Source organism: Glutamicibacter sp. MOO4 (assembly GCF_056934395.1).
In genome coordinates this window covers 2,577,338-2,594,621 of the sequence record NZ_CM167800.1, presented here as the reverse complement: position 1 = coordinate 2,594,621, position 17,284 = coordinate 2,577,338, and the positions used below count along the sequence as shown (strand labels likewise).

17 protein-coding genes are annotated in these 17,284 nt (G+C 54.4%); 14 read left to right on the top strand and 3 right to left on the bottom strand.

Annotated elements, in window-relative coordinates:
- Positions 1-51: 51 nt before the first annotated feature.
- Positions 52-528, bottom strand: coding sequence for a thioredoxin-dependent thiol peroxidase (gene bcp, locus AC1Z3F_RS12150; protein WP_444614361.1), 477 nt, complete (start codon positions 526-528; stop codon positions 52-54).
- Positions 529-773: 245 nt separating this feature from the next.
- On the opposite strand from bcp, the gene AC1Z3F_RS12145 reads away from it, so the two are divergent.
- Complete coding sequence (locus tag AC1Z3F_RS12145) at positions 774-1,874, top strand: hypothetical protein (RefSeq protein ID WP_483565845.1); 1,101 nt, start codon at positions 774-776, stop codon at positions 1,872-1,874.
- A 28-nt stretch (positions 1,875-1,902) separates the two neighbouring features.
- Here the strand turns inward: AC1Z3F_RS12145 and AC1Z3F_RS12140 are convergent, their stop codons facing one another.
- A complete protein-coding gene (locus AC1Z3F_RS12140) occupies positions 1,903-2,793 on the bottom strand; it encodes an SDR family oxidoreductase (RefSeq protein WP_483565844.1) in 891 nt (296 codons plus the stop codon).
- A 297-nt stretch (positions 2,794-3,090) separates the two neighbouring features.
- Here AC1Z3F_RS12140 and AC1Z3F_RS12135 point away from each other — a divergent pair, with 297 nt between their 5' ends.
- The 11 genes from AC1Z3F_RS12135 to AC1Z3F_RS12085 all read left to right on the top strand — a co-directional run bounded on the left by AC1Z3F_RS12135 (position 3,091) and on the right by AC1Z3F_RS12085 (position 14,206).
- Positions 3,091-3,357 (top strand): DUF7218 family protein, encoded by a 267-nt coding sequence (locus AC1Z3F_RS12135; RefSeq protein WP_483565843.1) that lies wholly within the window; start codon positions 3,091-3,093, stop codon positions 3,355-3,357.
- A 35-nt stretch (positions 3,358-3,392) separates the two neighbouring features.
- A complete protein-coding gene (locus AC1Z3F_RS12130; protein ID WP_483565842.1) occupies positions 3,393-3,551 on the top strand; it encodes a hypothetical protein in 159 nt (52 codons plus the stop codon).
- 103 nt (positions 3,552-3,654) lie between these two features.
- On the top strand, positions 3,655-3,915 hold the full coding sequence (locus AC1Z3F_RS12125; RefSeq protein WP_262199189.1) for a hypothetical protein: 261 nt from the start codon (positions 3,655-3,657) through the stop codon (positions 3,913-3,915).
- 143 nt (positions 3,916-4,058) lie between these two features.
- The gene (locus AC1Z3F_RS12120; RefSeq protein ID WP_483565841.1) at positions 4,059-4,709 is read left to right on the top strand and encodes a 4a-hydroxytetrahydrobiopterin dehydratase; all 651 of its coding nucleotides are present in this window, start codon (positions 4,059-4,061) and stop codon (positions 4,707-4,709) included.
- Positions 4,710-4,959: 250 nt separating this feature from the next.
- Complete coding sequence (locus tag AC1Z3F_RS12115) at positions 4,960-6,693, top strand: ABC transporter ATP-binding protein (protein WP_483565840.1); 1,734 nt, start codon at positions 4,960-4,962, stop codon at positions 6,691-6,693.
- On the top strand, positions 6,694-8,778 hold the full coding sequence (locus tag AC1Z3F_RS12110) for an ABC transporter ATP-binding protein (protein WP_483565839.1): 2,085 nt from the start codon (positions 6,694-6,696) through the stop codon (positions 8,776-8,778).
- A 154-nt stretch (positions 8,779-8,932) separates the two neighbouring features.
- Entirely contained in the window at positions 8,933-9,853 is a 921-nt protein-coding gene (locus tag AC1Z3F_RS12105) for a LysR family transcriptional regulator (protein WP_483565838.1), read from the top strand.
- A gap of 175 nt (positions 9,854-10,028) precedes the next feature.
- The gene (locus tag AC1Z3F_RS12100; protein WP_483565837.1) at positions 10,029-11,081 is read left to right on the top strand and encodes an FUSC family protein; all 1,053 of its coding nucleotides are present in this window, start codon (positions 10,029-10,031) and stop codon (positions 11,079-11,081) included.
- Positions 11,082-11,290: 209 nt separating this feature from the next.
- Positions 11,291-12,055, top strand: coding sequence for an aquaporin Z (aqpZ, locus tag AC1Z3F_RS12095; protein ID WP_483565836.1), 765 nt, complete (start codon positions 11,291-11,293; stop codon positions 12,053-12,055).
- A 173-nt stretch (positions 12,056-12,228) separates the two neighbouring features.
- Entirely contained in the window at positions 12,229-12,999 is a 771-nt protein-coding gene (locus AC1Z3F_RS12090) for a CPBP family intramembrane glutamic endopeptidase (protein ID WP_131089345.1), read from the top strand.
- A 4-nt stretch (positions 13,000-13,003) separates the two neighbouring features.
- Positions 13,004-14,206, top strand: coding sequence for an MFS transporter (locus AC1Z3F_RS12085; RefSeq protein ID WP_483565835.1), 1,203 nt, complete (start codon positions 13,004-13,006; stop codon positions 14,204-14,206).
- A 36-nt stretch (positions 14,207-14,242) separates the two neighbouring features.
- Here the strand turns inward: AC1Z3F_RS12085 and AC1Z3F_RS12080 are convergent, their stop codons facing one another.
- On the bottom strand, positions 14,243-14,656 hold the full coding sequence (locus AC1Z3F_RS12080) for an MBL fold metallo-hydrolase (protein WP_483565834.1): 414 nt from the start codon (positions 14,654-14,656) through the stop codon (positions 14,243-14,245).
- A 575-nt stretch (positions 14,657-15,231) separates the two neighbouring features.
- Between AC1Z3F_RS12080 and AC1Z3F_RS12075 the strand changes: the two genes are divergently transcribed.
- Positions 15,232-16,572, top strand: coding sequence for an MATE family efflux transporter (locus AC1Z3F_RS12075; protein WP_483565833.1), 1,341 nt, complete (start codon positions 15,232-15,234; stop codon positions 16,570-16,572).
- Positions 16,573-16,655: 83 nt separating this feature from the next.
- Positions 16,656-17,198 carry a DUF2127 domain-containing protein gene (locus tag AC1Z3F_RS12070; protein ID WP_483565832.1) on the top strand — a complete coding sequence of 181 codons (543 nt, stop codon included), beginning with the start codon at positions 16,656-16,658 and terminating at the stop codon, positions 17,196-17,198.
- Positions 17,199-17,284 lie beyond the last annotated feature (86 nt).

Sequence of the window (17,284 nt, the reverse complement as noted above, 5' to 3'; positions counted from 1 at the left end):
GAAAATCTTCCTGCAGACCGGGCCATCGTTGCACTTATTTGCGGTTAGTCGTTAGATGCCCAAGACTTCGCGCAGTCGGGCTACGTGGCCCTTGGCGTCCACACCGTATTCAATCTGCGAAATCTTGCCTTCCGGATCAACCACCGCGGTGGAGCGCAAGGTGCCAACCGATGTCTTTTCACCAAACGTCTTGGTGCCATAAGAACCGTAGGCCTTGGCCACTTCATTTCCTGGGTCTGAGAGCAACGGGAAATTCAATGATTCATCGCTGGAGAAACTAGCCAAGGTTTCTGGCTCGTCTGGTGAAATGCCCAGTACTGCATAGCCGGAGCTACGTAGAGAATTCAGGTTGTCACGGAAGTCGCAGGCTTCGGTGGTGCAGCCAGGGGTGGCTGCTTTCGGGTAGAAGTACACGATGACGTTCTGCCCCGCGTAGTCCGAAAGCGATACGGTCTCACCTTCGGCGTTACGCAGCGAAAAGGCTGGTGCTTGCTGTCCAACGGAAAGTGCGGTGGATTGCTCTGACATGATCCCAACTTTCGGATTGTGATATTTGGTTTTCATCCTATGGCTTGTTGCTGTCCGAGGCTAGAGGGGAGTGCTTGAATAGTTTTTATGTTCAAGAGCAAGGCGATACCTTGGCATTGCACTGCGTAAACCTCCGCGCTACCTGCCAATCACGAGCAGTTGGCGACATTCTGTTGATAGAAGTGTTCCACTGAATCGGCAGGAATGGGCGATCAATTGATCACTCTAGGACGGATGGGAGCTCGATGACTGAGAACATGACATCGATACGCACAGTAGGGCTAATCGCGGACCCAGGCATTGCCCGGGCCCTATCAAACCGTGTCTCCAAGCGCTTAGAAATTAAGCTCAACAACGTTTATGACAGTGACTACCACTGGCAAGTTAATACTGATACCTATACCTTGCCGCTGGGTGAGAGCGGGCGAGTGGCTTTGAATGAAAAAGTCCCTGAACTACGTGAAAAGCACGGCTGGAATTTCATTATCTACCTCACCGACGTACCGCACTATGTGCAAGAACGCCCGGTGCGTTCAGTGATCAGTCCCAATGACTCCTCTGCGGTGCTCAGTGTGCCCACCATGGGTTTTGCACGGATCAGTGTCTTGGCAAATCAACTAGCAGAGCTAGTCCATGAACTCGCCACTGGTCAAGAACCCAACCGTCATGGGTCACAGCTGGCCAAGGCGATGAGCATTCAAGGCAGTCTTGCTGACGGGGATGAGTCCCAGGATCGAGTCTCCAGTATCGAAGGACTACGTGGCAGGATCTTGCTCATTGGTGGCATGGTACGTAGCAACCGTCCTTGGCGGTTAGTGCCAAGGTTGTCTTCGGCAATGGCCGGTGCCGTAGCTACCGGTGCCTTTGGTGTGTTCTACACGAGCATCTGGTCCATGGCTGACTACTCGTCCTCGCCTCGACTGGCACTGATTACAGTCTTCAGCATTCTGGTGCTGACCATCTGGCTGGTACTGCATAACCGATTATGGGAGAGCCCTCAGGGTAGCCGCCGACGAGAAAAGCTCGTGGTCTACAACCTGGCTACGCTGCTCACTGTATCCATTGCTGCCTTCACCATGTACATACTGCTTTTCTTGGCGCTATTCCTTGGTTCGCTGATTGTCATTGATCAGGAATACCTCGCCTCGGAACTGGCCCATCAAGTGGGGCTGGCCGAATACTTCAACCTAGCCTGGCTAGCTTCCTCATTGGGTTTGATGGGTGGTGCGGTCGGCTCCAGCTTTGATGACGTGGCACGAGTGCAGCGGGCTACCTTCAGTCAGCGCGAATATGAGCGCCGCAATATGGACTTCAGTGTAGATGGCACAAACGAGGACTCCGCCTAAGTACGACGGAGTCCTCGAAAGGCACTATCTATGGCTGGTTCTTGCCACCGTTAACATGCACGGTGGAACCCACCACGTAGGAGGCCTCATCACTGGCAAGGAATACATACGCCGGCGACACTTCCACCGGCTGTCCAGCCCTGCCCAACCAGGTATCGTGCCCGAATTCGGGCAGGGCCTCGATGGGCTGACCATCACTTGGCTGCAGCGGAGTCCAAATTGGACCCGGCGCCACAGCGTTCACCCGCACCCCCTGTTTGGCAGCTTGTGAAGCCAAGGACTTGGTGAAATTACTGATGGCACCCTTGGTGGCCGCGTAATCCATCAAATGATCCGAAGGGTCAAAAGCCTGGATGGAGGTGGTGTTGATAATGGAGCCTCCTTCGCCGATGACCTTCAGCGCGGCACGCGACAGTGCAAACATCGCAAAGATATTCACGTCAAAAGTCGCCTCGACCTGTTCATCACTGAGATCCTGCAGGGACTCAACGCTGATCTGCTTACCGGCGTTATTTACCAAGATATCTAAGCCACCCAAAGCGATGGCGGCTTCATCTACCAATGAATCCCGGTAGCTTCTGTTCCGTAAGTCTCCGGGCAGATGCATAACTTCCACCCCAGCGTCTTCTAGTACTTGTGCCACGGTGAGGGCATCAGAGGTTTCAGCCGGAAGATAAGCCAGCGCAACGTCGGCACCTTCTCGGGCAAAAGCGATGGCTACCGCTGCCCCAATTCCTGAGTCACCACCGGTGATCAAAGCACGCTTATCTTTTAACCGGTCGTGCCCTTTGTAAGTGCGCTCGCCGTGATCTGCCTTCGGCTGCATTTTGCTATCAAGACCTGGTTCAGGCTGACGCTGTTCAGGTGGGCTGATGCGTTCTTTACCTGCCCGCTGAGTCTCTGGTGTTGGATCTGTCATGAGAAGTCCTCCTTCAGCTGGTGGATGATGCCCGGAATTTGCCCCGAGGCATCTTCGAACAATGCCCAGTCTTGGCTTAATAGGTGCATAGTGACAGCTCCACTGCTGTTTTTGTAGGCAATGGCCAGTATGCGTCCGGTTCAAATTCAGCGTCAGGCACCAAGAAATTCAATGTGTTAGTGCTCAATTCTGAGTCCTGGCACAAAACCACGCTTTACCCCTTTCATCTGATCGCTCTCTTAGCTACCGTGGGTCGCGCAGGGAACTTGTTGGTATCGGCAGGATTGGAGATTCAAGATGGCAGGGAAAGCACAAAGCCCTATCAAAGACGAAGAACTCTATGAAGAACTGCGCGAAGAGGGCAACTCCAAGCAGAAGTCAGCACGAATCGCTAATGCCGCAGCTCGCGACGGACGTTCCGAGGTAGGCAAGCGAGGAGGAGAAGCTGGCGACTATGACGACTGGAGCGTTGCCGAACTTCGCAAGCGGGCCGGTGAAATTGGCATCAAGGGTCGTTCCAAAATGGTCAAGAGTGAATTGATCAAGGCTCTACGCAATTCCTAATTCTCGAATCTAGTCAGACAGAGCAGGAGATCGTGATGGGTGACCGCAAGAATCCAGAAGAACCAGCACGCACGGCAGATCCGGGCGAATCCGCAGAACCCGGCGACGAGCGCGTTGTGCGTCGTGGCGAAGTACAAAGCGACAACGAAGAATCAGCAACCTCAACCGACGATGATCGGTTTGATGCCGGATAGCCACTACGGTTCTGGCAAGTAAGCACCGAAAACACCGACCACAGATGCCACTTGTGGCATTGAAATAGATGATCTGCACGCCCCACAGAAATGGAGAAAGATCATGGGATTTTTGGACAAGGTAAAAGATTTGTTCGGCAGTGCTAAAGAAACGTTGAAAGACCCAGACAAGAACCTGGTTGAAAATACCTGGCCAGCCGGGGAGCCAGATGACGAGCATGTCCCTGAGGACGGCGTAGATCTGACCGAATATTCCGAGACCGATGCAGAGCCGGTCACCCCTGATCACGCCGAACCAATCACCGGAGTGGATCCAGAACTGGATGCACCAGATGAGGCACAGTACCGACAAGACGAGCGGTAATCCTCTCTGGCGGGAGGGGATAGGTAGCTTCGTAAGTGAGTAACTGCCAGAGCCCGGTGCTCTGGAATGCCAAGCTGATCCGCCACTAGTGCAGTGGCGGATCAGCTTTTTGTTTATAGCAATTTGTCACGGAAAGGATAACCATGAGTGACAACGACATTCTTGATAGGCAGCAAGTAAATCAATACCTTGAGGAGCTGCCCCAATGGCGATTAGTTCCCGGAGCTATCGCCGCAGTTTTTCAAACCAAGACTGCAGCTGCAGCCATTGAGCTGTTTGCAGATATTGCCAGCGTTGCTGAACTAGATAATCATCATCCGGACGTTGACTGGCGATACAACCTTCTTTTTGTCACCACAACATCCCATGATGTTGGCTCACAAGTCACCACCCGCGATGTCGCCTTGGCGAGCAAAATCTCTGAGCGCGCTGCAGCCTTGGGAGCCACCGCACGAACCGATCTGATTGGTGTTGTGGAGATTGCGGTAGACACTGCAGACGTGAGTGAGATTAGTGCTCAGTGGGCTGCCGGTCTTGGATATAAAGAGCAGGGCGATGGCAGCTTGGCCGACCCTAACCATCGGCTACCGGCCATCTGGTTCCAAGAGACGCAAACCCCGAACGATAATCGTCTGCACCTAGATATCTGGCGCGCCCATTCCGAGAGCCAGCCGGTGCTTGATGAACTGCAACAAACCGGAGCCAAACTTGATCACGAAAGCGCGCCCAGCTTTGTGATTGCTACCGATGCTCAGAACAACAGATTCTGCATCTGCACAGAGAAAGACCGGTAACTAACTAGGGTGCCATAAATAGTTAGAGAAGCAAGATAAGGTGCTTGATTAGCGCCTATGATCGGCACCACCAGACCCTGAGATCATGCGGTTTTTGAGTGGCAAGATAGCGATTGACAAAAATCAATCGCAGGGATGATTCTACTTGTCGGTGCACCGGGTTAGACTGGCAATCGCTCTTCAATCATCGCGCCCTTAAACCGAAGTGGCCCGGTGCCGGAGAGCCTGATGCCAGCGAGGATTTTTCCACATGCTTCTCAAGCTCATCTTGAAACACTCCAAGCCTTACACAGGCTGGATTATTGCCGTAATCATCTTGCAGTTGGCCACCACCATGGCCACTCTCTATCTCCCTAGCCTGAACGCCAAAATTATTGACGTAGGCGTGCAGTCCGCAGATATTGACTACATCTGGCGTACCGGCGGACTGATGCTCATTGTTGCTCTCGTTCAGGTAGTCACCGCTGTGGCTGCAGTGTACTTCGGAGCCAAAACCGCCATGAGCGTGGGCCGTGACATCCGACAGTCTGTTTTTGAAAAGGTCTCCACCTTCTCAGCTCAGGACGTCAACAAGTTTGGTGCCGCCACCCTGATCACCCGTGGCACCAACGACGTGCAGCAAATCCAAATGCTGACCTTGATGGCATTAAACTTCATGATCAACGCACCAATCATGTCCATTGGTGGCGTCGTCATGGCTATCCGCGAAGATCCCGGACTGTCATGGCTGGTCTGGGTTTCGGTGCCAATGGTACTGATCGTTGTTGGCCTGCTGGTCATCAAACTGATGCCGCTATTCCGTGACATGCAGGTACGAATTGATGGGATCAACGGGGTACTGCGCGAGCAGATCACCGGTATCCGCGTTGTTCGCGCCTTTGTCCGTGAAGAGCACGAAACCGAACGTTATGCTGACGCCAACCAGAAACTGACCAACCTTGGTGTGAAGGTCGGTAACCTGTTTGTGCTGATGTTCCCAGCCATCACCATGATCCTTCACCTTTCTACCGCAGCAGTGCTGTGGTTCGGTGGGCATCGTGTGGATAACAGCCAGGTGGAAGTTGGCGCACTGACCGCTTTCTTGCAGTACATGCTGCAGATCCTGATGGCAGTCATGATGGGTACCTTCATGGCCATGATGATTCCACGCGCAATGGTTTCAGCTGACCGTATTTCTGAGGTCCTCGACAGCGAGCCTTCGATGAAGGACGCGGAAGATCGCGAAGTTGCTCTTCCAGAGCCTGGCACCGTTGAATTCAAAAACGTGAGTTTTGGCTACCCGGGTGCAGAAGCTCCGGTACTGTCCAACGTTTCCTTCACTGCCAAACCTGGACAGACCACCGCGATTATCGGTTCTACCGGCGCTGGCAAAACCACCTTGTTGAACCTGATTCCTAGGCTCTATGACGCTACCGAAGGTGAGATTCTCATCGGCGGTGCTCCACTGAAGGAACTGGGCCGAGAGGCAATTTCGCAGAATATTTCCGCTGTGCCACAGCGCCCTTACCTGTTCTCCGGAACCATTGCCAGCAACCTGCGCTTTGGTGCTCAGGACGCAAGCGATGAAGAACTTTGGGAAGCCTTGAGAATCGCGCAGTCAGCAGATTTTGTTTCTGAACGTGATGGCCAGCTGGAATCCACCATTGCTCAGGGCGGTACCAACGTCTCCGGCGGTCAGCGTCAGCGACTATGCATCGCCCGTGCCTTGGCTGCCAAGCCAAACACCTACCTCTTTGATGATTCCTTCTCTGCTTTGGACGTGAACACCGATGCCAAGCTTCGTGCGGCGTTGGCTGAACCAACCAAAGATGCAGCGGTCATCATCGTGGCCCAGCGAGTCTCCACCATTACCGAGGCGGATCAAATCCTCGTCTTGGATCACGGAGAAATCGTGGCCCGAGGAACCCATGAAGAACTCTTGGAATCCTCGGAAACCTACCAAGAAATTGTGACATCCCAGCTGAGCGTGGAGGAGGTGGCCTAAGTGGCGAAAAAACAGAAAAATGTGGAACCAGAGCAGCTTGATAGCGAGCTCGCCGCAATTGATGAATTTGAAGTCGCCGCCGGTGCAGACGACTGGAGCGGTGGTGCTCCAGCGCGTAAAGCTGAGCGCTTCTGGCCATCGGCCAAACGCCTGGTAGGACTGATGTCCCCCTACAAGTGGGGGATGGTTCTCGTCTTTGCACTGATCACCGTGTACGTAGTGCTTTCGGTGATTGCCCCTCGCGTTCTGGGTAAAGCCATGGACGTGATCTTTGCTGGTCTAATCGGCAAGAAACTTCCTGCGGGAACTCCTGCCGACGTCATTGTTCAGCAGCTGCGTGACTCCGGTCAGGACACCCAGGCCGACATGCTGTCGAAGGTGAATTTTGTGCCCGGTCAGGGCATCGACTTCACCCAGCTCTCGCAGTTCATCCTGATTGTGCTGTCCATGTACTTCGTGGCCTCAGTCTTCTCTTGGGCTTCAGGTTGGTTGCTGAACAAGCTGGTCATGCGCGTGGTTTACAACCTGCGCAAGGATGTTGAAGACAAGATCAACCGTCTGCCGTTGAACTACTTTGACACCCGCCAGCGCGGAGACATCCTCTCCCGCGTGACCAACGACGTGGACAACATCCAGAACGCATTGCAGCAGGCATTGAGCCAGTTGGTGCAGTCCATCATGACGGTTATTGGCATTGTCATCATGATGTTTGTGGTCTCTTGGCAGATGGCGTTGATCGCTTTGGTGGCGTTGCCACTATCCGGTGTGGCTGCAGGCTTCATTGGTTCCAAGGCACAGAAGCTGTTCACCGCCCAGTGGAAAAACACCGGTGCACTGAACGGTCAGATCGAAGAGTCCTTCTCCGGCCACGAGCTGATGAAGGTCTTCGGCCGTGAAGAGGACATGGTTGCCCGTTTCACTACCCGCAACGAAGAGCTGTACAAAGCTAGCTTCGGTGCACAGTTTGTCTCAGGCATGATCATGCCAGTGATGAACTTCGTGTCCTACCTGTCCTACGTCGGCATCGCCGTGGTGGGCGGGTTGCGCGTAGCCTCGGGTGCGATGAGCCTTGGTGATGCCACGGCATTCATCCAGTACTCGCGTGAGTTCACCCAGCCACTGGGCCAGATCGCTGGTGTAGCAAATATGCTGCAGTCCGGTGTGGCCTCGGCTGAGCGTACCTTTGAGCTGTTGGATGCTGAGGAACAAGATCCGGAAGACGCACAGGTAGCACTGCCTGAACGCACCGACGGTCACGTGTCCTTCCAGAACGTCTCCTTCTCCTACACCCCGGAGCAGCCACTGATCGAGGACCTGTCCTTTGACGCGGATCCGGGGCATACCGTGGCCATTGTTGGTCCTACCGGTGCGGGTAAGACCACTCTGGTGAACCTGGTGATGCGCTTCTACGAGCTGAACTCCGGGAAGATCTTGGTTGATAACCATGACATCACCCAGCTCTCGCGTGCAGATCTGCGCTCCAAGGTGGGCATGGTGCTTCAGGATGCGTGGCTGTTTGGTGGAAGCATCATGGAGAACATCCGCTACGGACGTCTGGACGCTACCGATGAGGAAGTCATCGAGGCAGCTAAGGCAACGTTTGTTGATCGCTTTGTGCGTGCACTGCCTGATGGCTACGACACCATCATCGATGAAGAAGGTACCAACGTCTCGGCCGGCGAGAAGCAGCTGATCACCATCGCTCGCGCGTTTGTGGCCAACCCTTCCTTGCTGATCCTTGATGAGGCAACCAGCTCGGTGGATACACGTACCGAGTTGCTGGTGCAGCAGGCCATGGCTGCCTTGCGCAGTGACCGCACCAGCTTCGTGATTGCTCACCGCCTCTCAACAATCCGTGACGCCGACACCATTTTGGTGATGGAATCAGGAAAGATTGTGGAGCAGGGCAACCACGAGTATCTGCTGAAAACGCAGGGTGCGTACTACCGGTTGTACCAGTCGCAGTTTGCTGGTCCGGCTGAGGATGTGGATGCAAATCCAGATACCGCTGCCGTTCCTGCAGTAGCTGCCGGCGCTCCGGTGGCTGCTGAGTTGGCGCCGGAAGCAAAGGAAGAAACCGAGTAGGTTTTCTTCGCTTCTAGGACCCCGATATCTGACAGATTTTCTGTCAGATATCGGGGTCCTTTGTTATATCTGACAGTGTCCCGGGCTCGATTGGTATGGCACGCCAGTAGGTCACCAATAGCGTTTCTCATCCCGATGATGATGCAATGTGATCATGATGCTTAGACAGCTGGAATATCTGGTGGCCTTGGCCAATGAAGGGCATTTTGCCCGGGCCGCTGAAGAATGCGCGGTGTCCCAGCCGGCCTTATCCGAGGGGATCCGAAAACTTGAGAAAGAACTCGGTGTCCCATTGGTTAGGAGGAACCACGCGTTCCAGAGCCTGACCCCCGAAGGGCAGACCGTGCTCAAATGGGCGCGAAAAATCTTAAAAGACCGTGAGTCGCTGAAACAGGAAGTTTCTCATCATCTTCATGGTCTGAACGGCACGCTGCGCATTGGTGCTGTTCCCGCCGCCTCTTCCACGGTCGCGATGCTCACTGACAAGTTTGCGCGAGCCTATCCCGAGACACGCATCAATGTTCAAGCGAGCCTGCGTTCACAAGAGATTGTCCGACAGATCAGGAACTACGAGCTTGATGCGGGCCTAATCTACGCAGAGCCACAGGATGTGGCCGGGTTGCTGGTGTACCCGCTGTATGCAGAGGAGCATGTGCTGCTCACCGCGACGGGCATGCGTAAGAAAGATGCTGTTGACTCATGGGCGACAGCCTTGAAAATGCCGCTGTGTCTTCTCGATTCTTCTCTTCGCGGACGCCAAGTCTTGGACCAGGCCCTCAGCCAGAATTTTCTGGAGGTTTCACCACGAATTGAATGTGATTCGATAGTGACCCTCTTGGCGCATGTATCGACCGGACACTGGGCCAGCATTGTCCCTCGCCAATGGCTGCCTCCATTGGGAGCCCTTCCAGGAATCGAGTTAACCCGGCTGGACAATCCACAAGTCACCTCTCAAATCTCTTTGGTCATGGTCGATGACAAACCGTTAACTTTGATGACGCAGGCGTTACAGGAGATTATTTTTGACACATTTGAGTTGATCGATAAGGCAATCACTAGTGATCATAATGAATGATTATTGAATCATTGATTCTGATTGTTGGAATTGATCAAGTCTGATCCTTGATCCTAGAGGCAGACCCGAGCCCGAGAAGCGAATCGGGTCATGCGACTAGATGCGGGGACAGAACAGTGGGACAAGTCAGTTCAAACAAGCGGCCAAGCGCCGTGCCGCCTAGGCCGGCGTGCTGATGGCTGGAAAACCGGCCGACGTTTTTGCGGTCATTCCAAAGGCCAAGTCGAAGATGGCTTCACTCGTGGACTGGCAACTCTTCCTCATCGCGCACAGCCCCGAGCTCCGTCCGGCCCTGCGCGTAGGCCTCGGCTTGGGTATCCCAGGCAGTTTGCTGTTGCTGATGGGTCGGGTGGATCTACTTGCCTATGCGGTCTTTGGGTCAATCGTCGGAATGTATGGGCGCGATCCGCATCGTTGGCAACGGCTGAAGAACCAGCTGATTGCCATGGCTTTGATGCTCGGTGCCGGAATCTGCGGGATCCTTGTCGCCCCGATGGCAATACATGGGTGGCTGTTGCTTGCCGGGGCAATGTTCTGGGCTGCCTTCAGCTCGCTGGTCGCCGATCGATTTGGGATCAAACCAGGCGGCGCCTTCTTTCCGCTTTTCGCGTTTGGCGCCTTGGGAACCTTGCCGGTGAAAGACCTGCCCGCTGTGGATGGACTCATGGCGTTTGTGGTCACCGCGCTGTTCAGTGTATTGCTCGGCCAAGCGGCGCGATTCGACCGCGCGGCGCAACGGTTAGTAGCCGTCCACGACATTTATTGGCCAGGCATCCTGCGCAGGGTCAGGACCTACCTGATAGTTATTTTCCTAGCTGGGGCGTTGGGGATTTTCCTCCAGGTTGAGCACCTTCAGTGGACCCTGGCTGGAGCGGCCGTTCCGCTGGCCGTCGGCAACGCCCGAGGTCGACTGCAACGAGGAGCCAACCGCATCGCCGGAACCCTAGCCGGCATCGTCGTGTTGATGGGAATTAGCTATCTTCAGCCCAATGAAGCCGCGACCGGGTGCCTGATTATCGGACTGATGTTCCCGACTGAAGCCTATATGGTGCGTAACTACGGTCTTGCCCTCAGCTTTTTCACCCCGCTGGTCATCTTGATGCTCCAAGCAGCGAATCCGTCGGCGGGATCCCAATTGATATGGGACTGCGCCATGGGCAATCTCCTTGGTGTTGTGGTCGGTATTCTGGCGGCAGCCATAGTTGAACGCCGGCCTGTAGTCGCGTAACTGTCGGTTAGTTCCACCGCTAGTGAGGATTTGTCTTTTACTACCAGCGTTTGTCGCAAGCAACCCCGGAACTGCAGGCAAGCGACCTGACAAGAGAATACTTCGCGAGATGTATCGAAATAATTGGTGAAATCTCTATTCAGGTGTCCTTCGATGGACATAAGCTGACAGTGAACTCGCATTATTCATCGAGGAAAGGGAAAGAACGCATGTCAGACATTGCCGTGCCCACTGTGGGCGCAAAACTCTCGGCAGAATTCTTGGGCACATTTGTGCTGGTCTTCGGTGGCTGTGGTTCGGCCATCTTCGCAGCAAAGGTCATCGCTGATGAATCGGTCAACATGGGGATCGGATTTGTCGGTGTTTCACTGGCCTTCGGTCTAACTGTGCTGGTCATGGCCTACGCGGTTGGCCATATTTCAGGCGGACACTTCAACCCAGCGGTCACCCTCGGAACAGCCTTCGCCGGCCGTACCCCGTGGAAGGACGTTGGACCATACATCGTTACGCAGATTGTTGCCGCTTCGGTAGCAGGTGCAGTGCTGTTCGCGATTGCCTCAGGCAAGGACGGTTTCAACGCGGTTGAATCAGGATTTGCTTCCAACGGTTATGGCGATCGCTCACCAGATGGCTATTCGCTGGTCGCAGCATTGATTGCTGAAATCGTGCTCACCGCCATTTTCCTATACGTGATTCTGGGTTCCACCGACGAGCGTGCACCAAAGGGCTTCGGTCCAATTGCTATTGGTCTGTCTTTGACGTTGATCCACTTGGTTTCCATCCCAGTCACCAATACTTCGGTTAACCCAGCGCGTTCGTTGGGTGTTGCTTGGTTCGCTGGGCCAGAAGCCTTGGGCCAGGTGTGGCTATTTATCCTCGCTCCAATTATTGGTGCGGCCATCGCAGGCGTAACCTACAAGATCTTGTTCCCAGCATTTGTGGACAGGGGTCGCGAAGGTTTCGACCGCAACTAGTTTTGCATTGAGCTAGGGCTACGGCCGTGGCTCGAAGCGACCCCGGGATGAGTGCTGTGCACACAGCACCAGTTCCGGGGTCTGTCATGTCTGCAAGTTCTACGTGAAGCGATTCATAGGCCAGACGGCCTACAGTTTACGAATTCCATAGCTAACGACAGTAGGCTTGTACCATGCAACAGTGGCCCGAACACCCGACTCAGTATGCGCCGCTCAGGCCCAAACAACGTGTATTCAACGCTGGAAAATTCAGCAAGGGCGACCTGTTCACCGTCTTGGCTTACCTGATTTTCTTCATCGGGGGAGCCGCTAGCCTCATCGCCCTGATCCCTGGATATATGGATGCCTTCGACACCCAAGATCAGGCGTTGTTCGGGATCAACCTGATCCTGTATGTCACGTTCTTTGTGCTGGCCATGATCCAGTGTGGGCCGCAATTCTTCGAGTCCTTCAAGACCATGCGTTACCACTCGTTAGCAAAATGGCTGATGCTGCCCGGTGGCTGGCTGCTGACCATCATGCTCAACGCGCTGGTTGCAGGACTTACCGGCCAAGCGGTCACCAGCGAAAACCAGGCCGCCCTAGAAAGCATGGCCGGAACCGTCCCATTACCGGTGATGTTAGTTGTCACCGCGTTCTTTGGCCCGTTTGTTGAGGAATACTTCTTCCGGCATCTGCTCATCGGCAAGCTCTCTCGCAAACTCAATGTCTGGATCACGTTACTGATCTCCACACTCTTGTTTGCTGGAATCCACTTTGTTGGGGCTGGCGTCAGTTCGTGGCTAGAAGTCGTTCCGTACTTCATGCTCGGAATCATGATGGGCCTTGCTTATATCCTCAGCGGTAAGTCGATGGCCTACTCCTACATGTTCCACGTGCTGAATAACACCGTGGCTTTGCTAGTTGTGTATCTGATCTACCCGTTACTTCCTGCAGGAGTCTAAAGAAGTGTCTTTTACCGGACATGTTCCACGTACCCCGGCCTACCGTGGCATGCTGCTGGCGTTATTTGCTAGTGGTGTCGCCACCTTCTCTCAGCTATACGCGGTGCAGGGACTGCTTCCAGTCATCTCCGACTACTTCCAGATCAGTTCATCTCAAGCTGCCTTGGCAGTTTCCTCGGCCACCTTGGGCTTGGCGCTGGCGGTAACCCCGTGGGCCATCATTTCGGACCGAATCGGTCGACGTAAAGTCATCTGCGCAGCCTTGATTGCTTCGGTGCTACTGGGATTGCTTAGCACCCAGTCACCTAATTTCGAAGCTCTGGTTGTCATCCGATTCTTTGAAGGTCTTGCCCTGGCCGGAGTACCGGGTTCAGCACTGGCTTTCCTCGTGGATGAGGTCAATCCGAAAGCCGTCGCCGTAGCTAGCGGTACCTATATTTCTGGAACCACGCTCGGTGGTCTAGCTGGACGCTTGGTGGCCAGCTTCATTGGTGAGCCTGCTGGGTGGCGCTGGGGTATTGCAGCGGTGAGCATCATGGCAGGGCTGGCTACTCTGTTCTTCTTACTCAAAGCTCCGGCGGCCCGAGGTTTTGATCCGATCCTTAATCAGAATCTGAAGGGGATCGCAGCGAAATTTGCACAGGCGTTGCGCGGAAAAATGGCGTTGGTGTACGCCCAAGGTTTCTTGCTCATGGGTGGGTTTGTCGCGGTGTATAACTATTTGGCATTCCGTCTGGAAGCCCCGCCATACCTGATTCCATCTTTGCTGGCAGCACTGGTGTTCTTGGCCTACCTATCGGGAACCTACACTTCGGTGGCCAGCGGCAAAGTCGTGGCCAAAATCGGACGTCGCAATACACTGCGTTTGAGTACCTTGACCAGCGCCATCGGTCTGGCGCTGACTCTGTCCGGTAACTTGATAGTCATCGTTGTGGGCTTGCTGATCTTTACCGCAGGTTTCTTTGCAGCCCATGCGGTAGCCAGCGGATGGGTCCCGGTGCTCGCCGCCACGGCCCGTGCCCAAGCATCCAGCCTGTACAACTTGTTCTACTACGTTGGTTCCTCAGTGCTCGGATGGCTCATCGGTATTCCGTTTATGCACTTGGGGTGGGGCAGCGTCGTATTGTGCGTCATCGCTTTGCAGGCTCTAGCAGTTGTCTTGGCGTCTTTCCTTTCCAAGCAGGATCCGTCGCTGGCCAATAAGTAGATATTCCGTTATCGGAATGTTTCATTGGGGCTTCACTCACGTTAGATCATCGAACTCACCTGAGACCCAACGGGCATAGCGGTCCGCTGAGAACTGCACAATTCGGCGTGCATCTGTTGGAATGCGCGAGGCGAAGTTGTTGTACAGGCGATCAAATTCCACACCTTCCAACTTCGTGGCAAGACGTCGCACCACAGCTGCCGAGAGCGGAATCCGGTTGGGGTGACTGCGCAGAAAAGTCACGTTGCCATCTGCCACGGGGAATATTGCATCACCCGCTAAAAGCACGTCACTTCCATCGGCGCCAGCTTCCCAACAGGCAACAGTGCTTCCCGGGAAATGACCGCCCACTTGTCTCAGCGTGATGCCCGGTAACACTTCAAAATCATCGTTCCAGAGTTGAACCGCGGATGAAGAATACTGAACCCACTGGGCATCCTTTTCAGCCACGTAGATGGGTGCGTTGCTAAAAGCTTGCCTGTACTGATGTTGCACGCCATACATGTGCAGGTGCTGGCCACGATAGCAGCTAAACCTCCCTGGGCATTCAGCCAACTTATAATCTGTTCAGTGAGCAAGCCGGGAACATCAAAGAGTAAGTTGCCACCGGTGGTTTGAACCAGCAAGGCACTTTGCCCGATACCAATTTCCGGTGAAGAAATAGCGGTTAGACCTGGTTCAAGTTCTGTCAGCGTCAACTCGTGGACGCGTGCCACCAAGTCTTCGCTACGTATCCAACGTTGAGTACCGCCGGGGATATATTGGCGTTCATCGGCACAGATCGGGCATAAGCCTTCGGGCTGTTCGCCTGGCGGAAACTCGACAGCGCATCCGGCGCACTGCCACTGATCATGGGGCTGTAGGTTCATTGGCTCCAAAGCTTCTTCGCTTCAGGTCCGGTCATCGCTGGGTTGATTCCAACGTATTGCCTAGCAGAGGCATGCGGTAGACAAAATTTACCAGTTTCTGTCTTGCCAGCTGAGCATGAATGGTGAAAGCTGCTGGTGCTTCGTAGAGTGGAGTTCGTGAGCTCATCAACCCCCACCGACTCCCCGCGGAGCATTTCTCGACAGATCTTGGCCTTGGCCGTGCCGGCATTGGGAGCGCTCATTGCTGAGCCACTATTTTTGTTGGCTGATTCGGCCATTGTTGGCCACCTCGGTGTGAACGAGCTGGCCGGTGCTGCACTGGGAACCACGGTGTTGCAGACCGCTGTTGGGCTGATGATTTTCTTGGCATATGCCACCACTCCTGCCGTTGCTCGAGCTATTGGTGCCGGGAAGCCGGAAGTAGCGATGGCCGCTGGGCGTGATGGCATGTGGTTTGCCGTGGTTCTTGGTGTGTTGCTCTCCGCGATCGGCTACTTCACAGCCAGACCCTTGGTAAATGCCATGGGTTCTGAGGGAGCAACAGCAGATTTTGCGGTGGACTATATCCACTATTCACTGCCCGGGCTCACCGCGATGTTGTTAGTGCTGGCGGCAACTGGCGTCTTGCGCGGAATGCAAGATACCAAGACCCCGCTGGTGGTAGCCACCATCGGCTTTGGACTGAACGTGGTCTTGAACTTTGTGCTGGTTTACGGCGCGCACATGTCGGTGGCCGGAGCCGCATTGGGTACCTCAATCGCCCAGTGGCTGATGGCCGCAGTCTATCTGTGGATGCTGCTACCTCGGATTGCTCGACAGGGGATTTCTTTAGCACCGCGCTGGGCGGGGTTCATCTCCACCGGGCAAGTGGGTTCGTGGTTGATGCTGCGCAACCTCACCATGCGTGCTGCGTTATTGTTGACGGTCTTTGTTGCAACCAGTGCCGGTACCCAAACATTAGCTGCCCACCAGCTGGTGTTCACGATTTTCAGCTTCTTAGCCTTTGCACTCGATGCCCTGGCGATTGCTGCCCAAGCGATGATTGGCCAAGAATTAGGTCGAGGCGATGCGCAACGAGTTCGCAAACTCACCGGCATCATGAGTCGTTGGGGGATCTACTTCGGAATGGTCACCGGTCTGTTGCTGTTGACTACCTCGTGGGTGTTCCCGATGATGTTCACTAGTGATGAGCAGATCCGTCAACTGACTACCGTGGGGTTGTGGGCGCTGGCGTTGTCGCAACCACTGTGCGGTTTGGTTTTCGTCTTGGACGGTGTGCTGATTGGGGCCGGGGATGCCCGATACCTTGGCTTGGCGAGCGTGGTGAACCTCGTGGTTTACGTTCCATTGCTCTGGGCTGTATTAACCTTCGCGCAGGATCCGCGCGCCTCAATCTGGTGGATCTGGATGGCTTTTGCCATCGGGTTCATGGCTGCACGTGGTGTAACGCTTTCCTTGAGAGCGCGGAAAACCGCTTGGATGCGATTGGGAAGCTGAGCGTCACCGCGCAAGTTCACAGAACCCTCCTATTTATTGGGTGCCAAATAATAGAAGTTATGACTGTGAAGACAGGGGAGCACATGAAGGGTCAGCGCGCCACTCACAACAATCGCGAACAGACAGTGTTGGACCGGACATTTCAGATCAGCCTGATCCTGAAGGGCGCGGACGGATTACTTGAACTGATCGGTGGGATTCTGTTGCTTTTGGTCACGCCCCAGCAGATCGGATCTGTTGTGAGGCTGCTGACTCAGCACGAACTATCAGAGGATCCGAATGATCTTATAGCTGGTGCGCTTGTCCACCTATCAAGCTCTTTAGCTGTGTCTGCGTCCATCTTTGGAGCACTATATTTATTGCTGCATGGGCTGGTGAAAGTCGTCTTGGTATGGGCGGTACTCAAAGACAAATTGTGGGCGTATCCATGGATGATTGCCTTCTTGCTGCTCTTTATTGGGTATCAGATTCACCAGATGATCGACGCTTTCTCTTGGGGCATCCTGGTACTTACAGTGTTTGATCTATTCATCGTTTGGCTCACCTGGCATGAATCGCGGGTACATCGAGCGCGACAGGAACAAGCATCTGATCTGTTGGAAAGCCCAAGACACGACGGGCAGTAGCCAAGGCTCCGTCCGGAGATCGTTCAGCTTTCATGGCAACTGCTCAAGGTGAACACACGGAAACAGTCGGTAGGCTCATCAGGTTG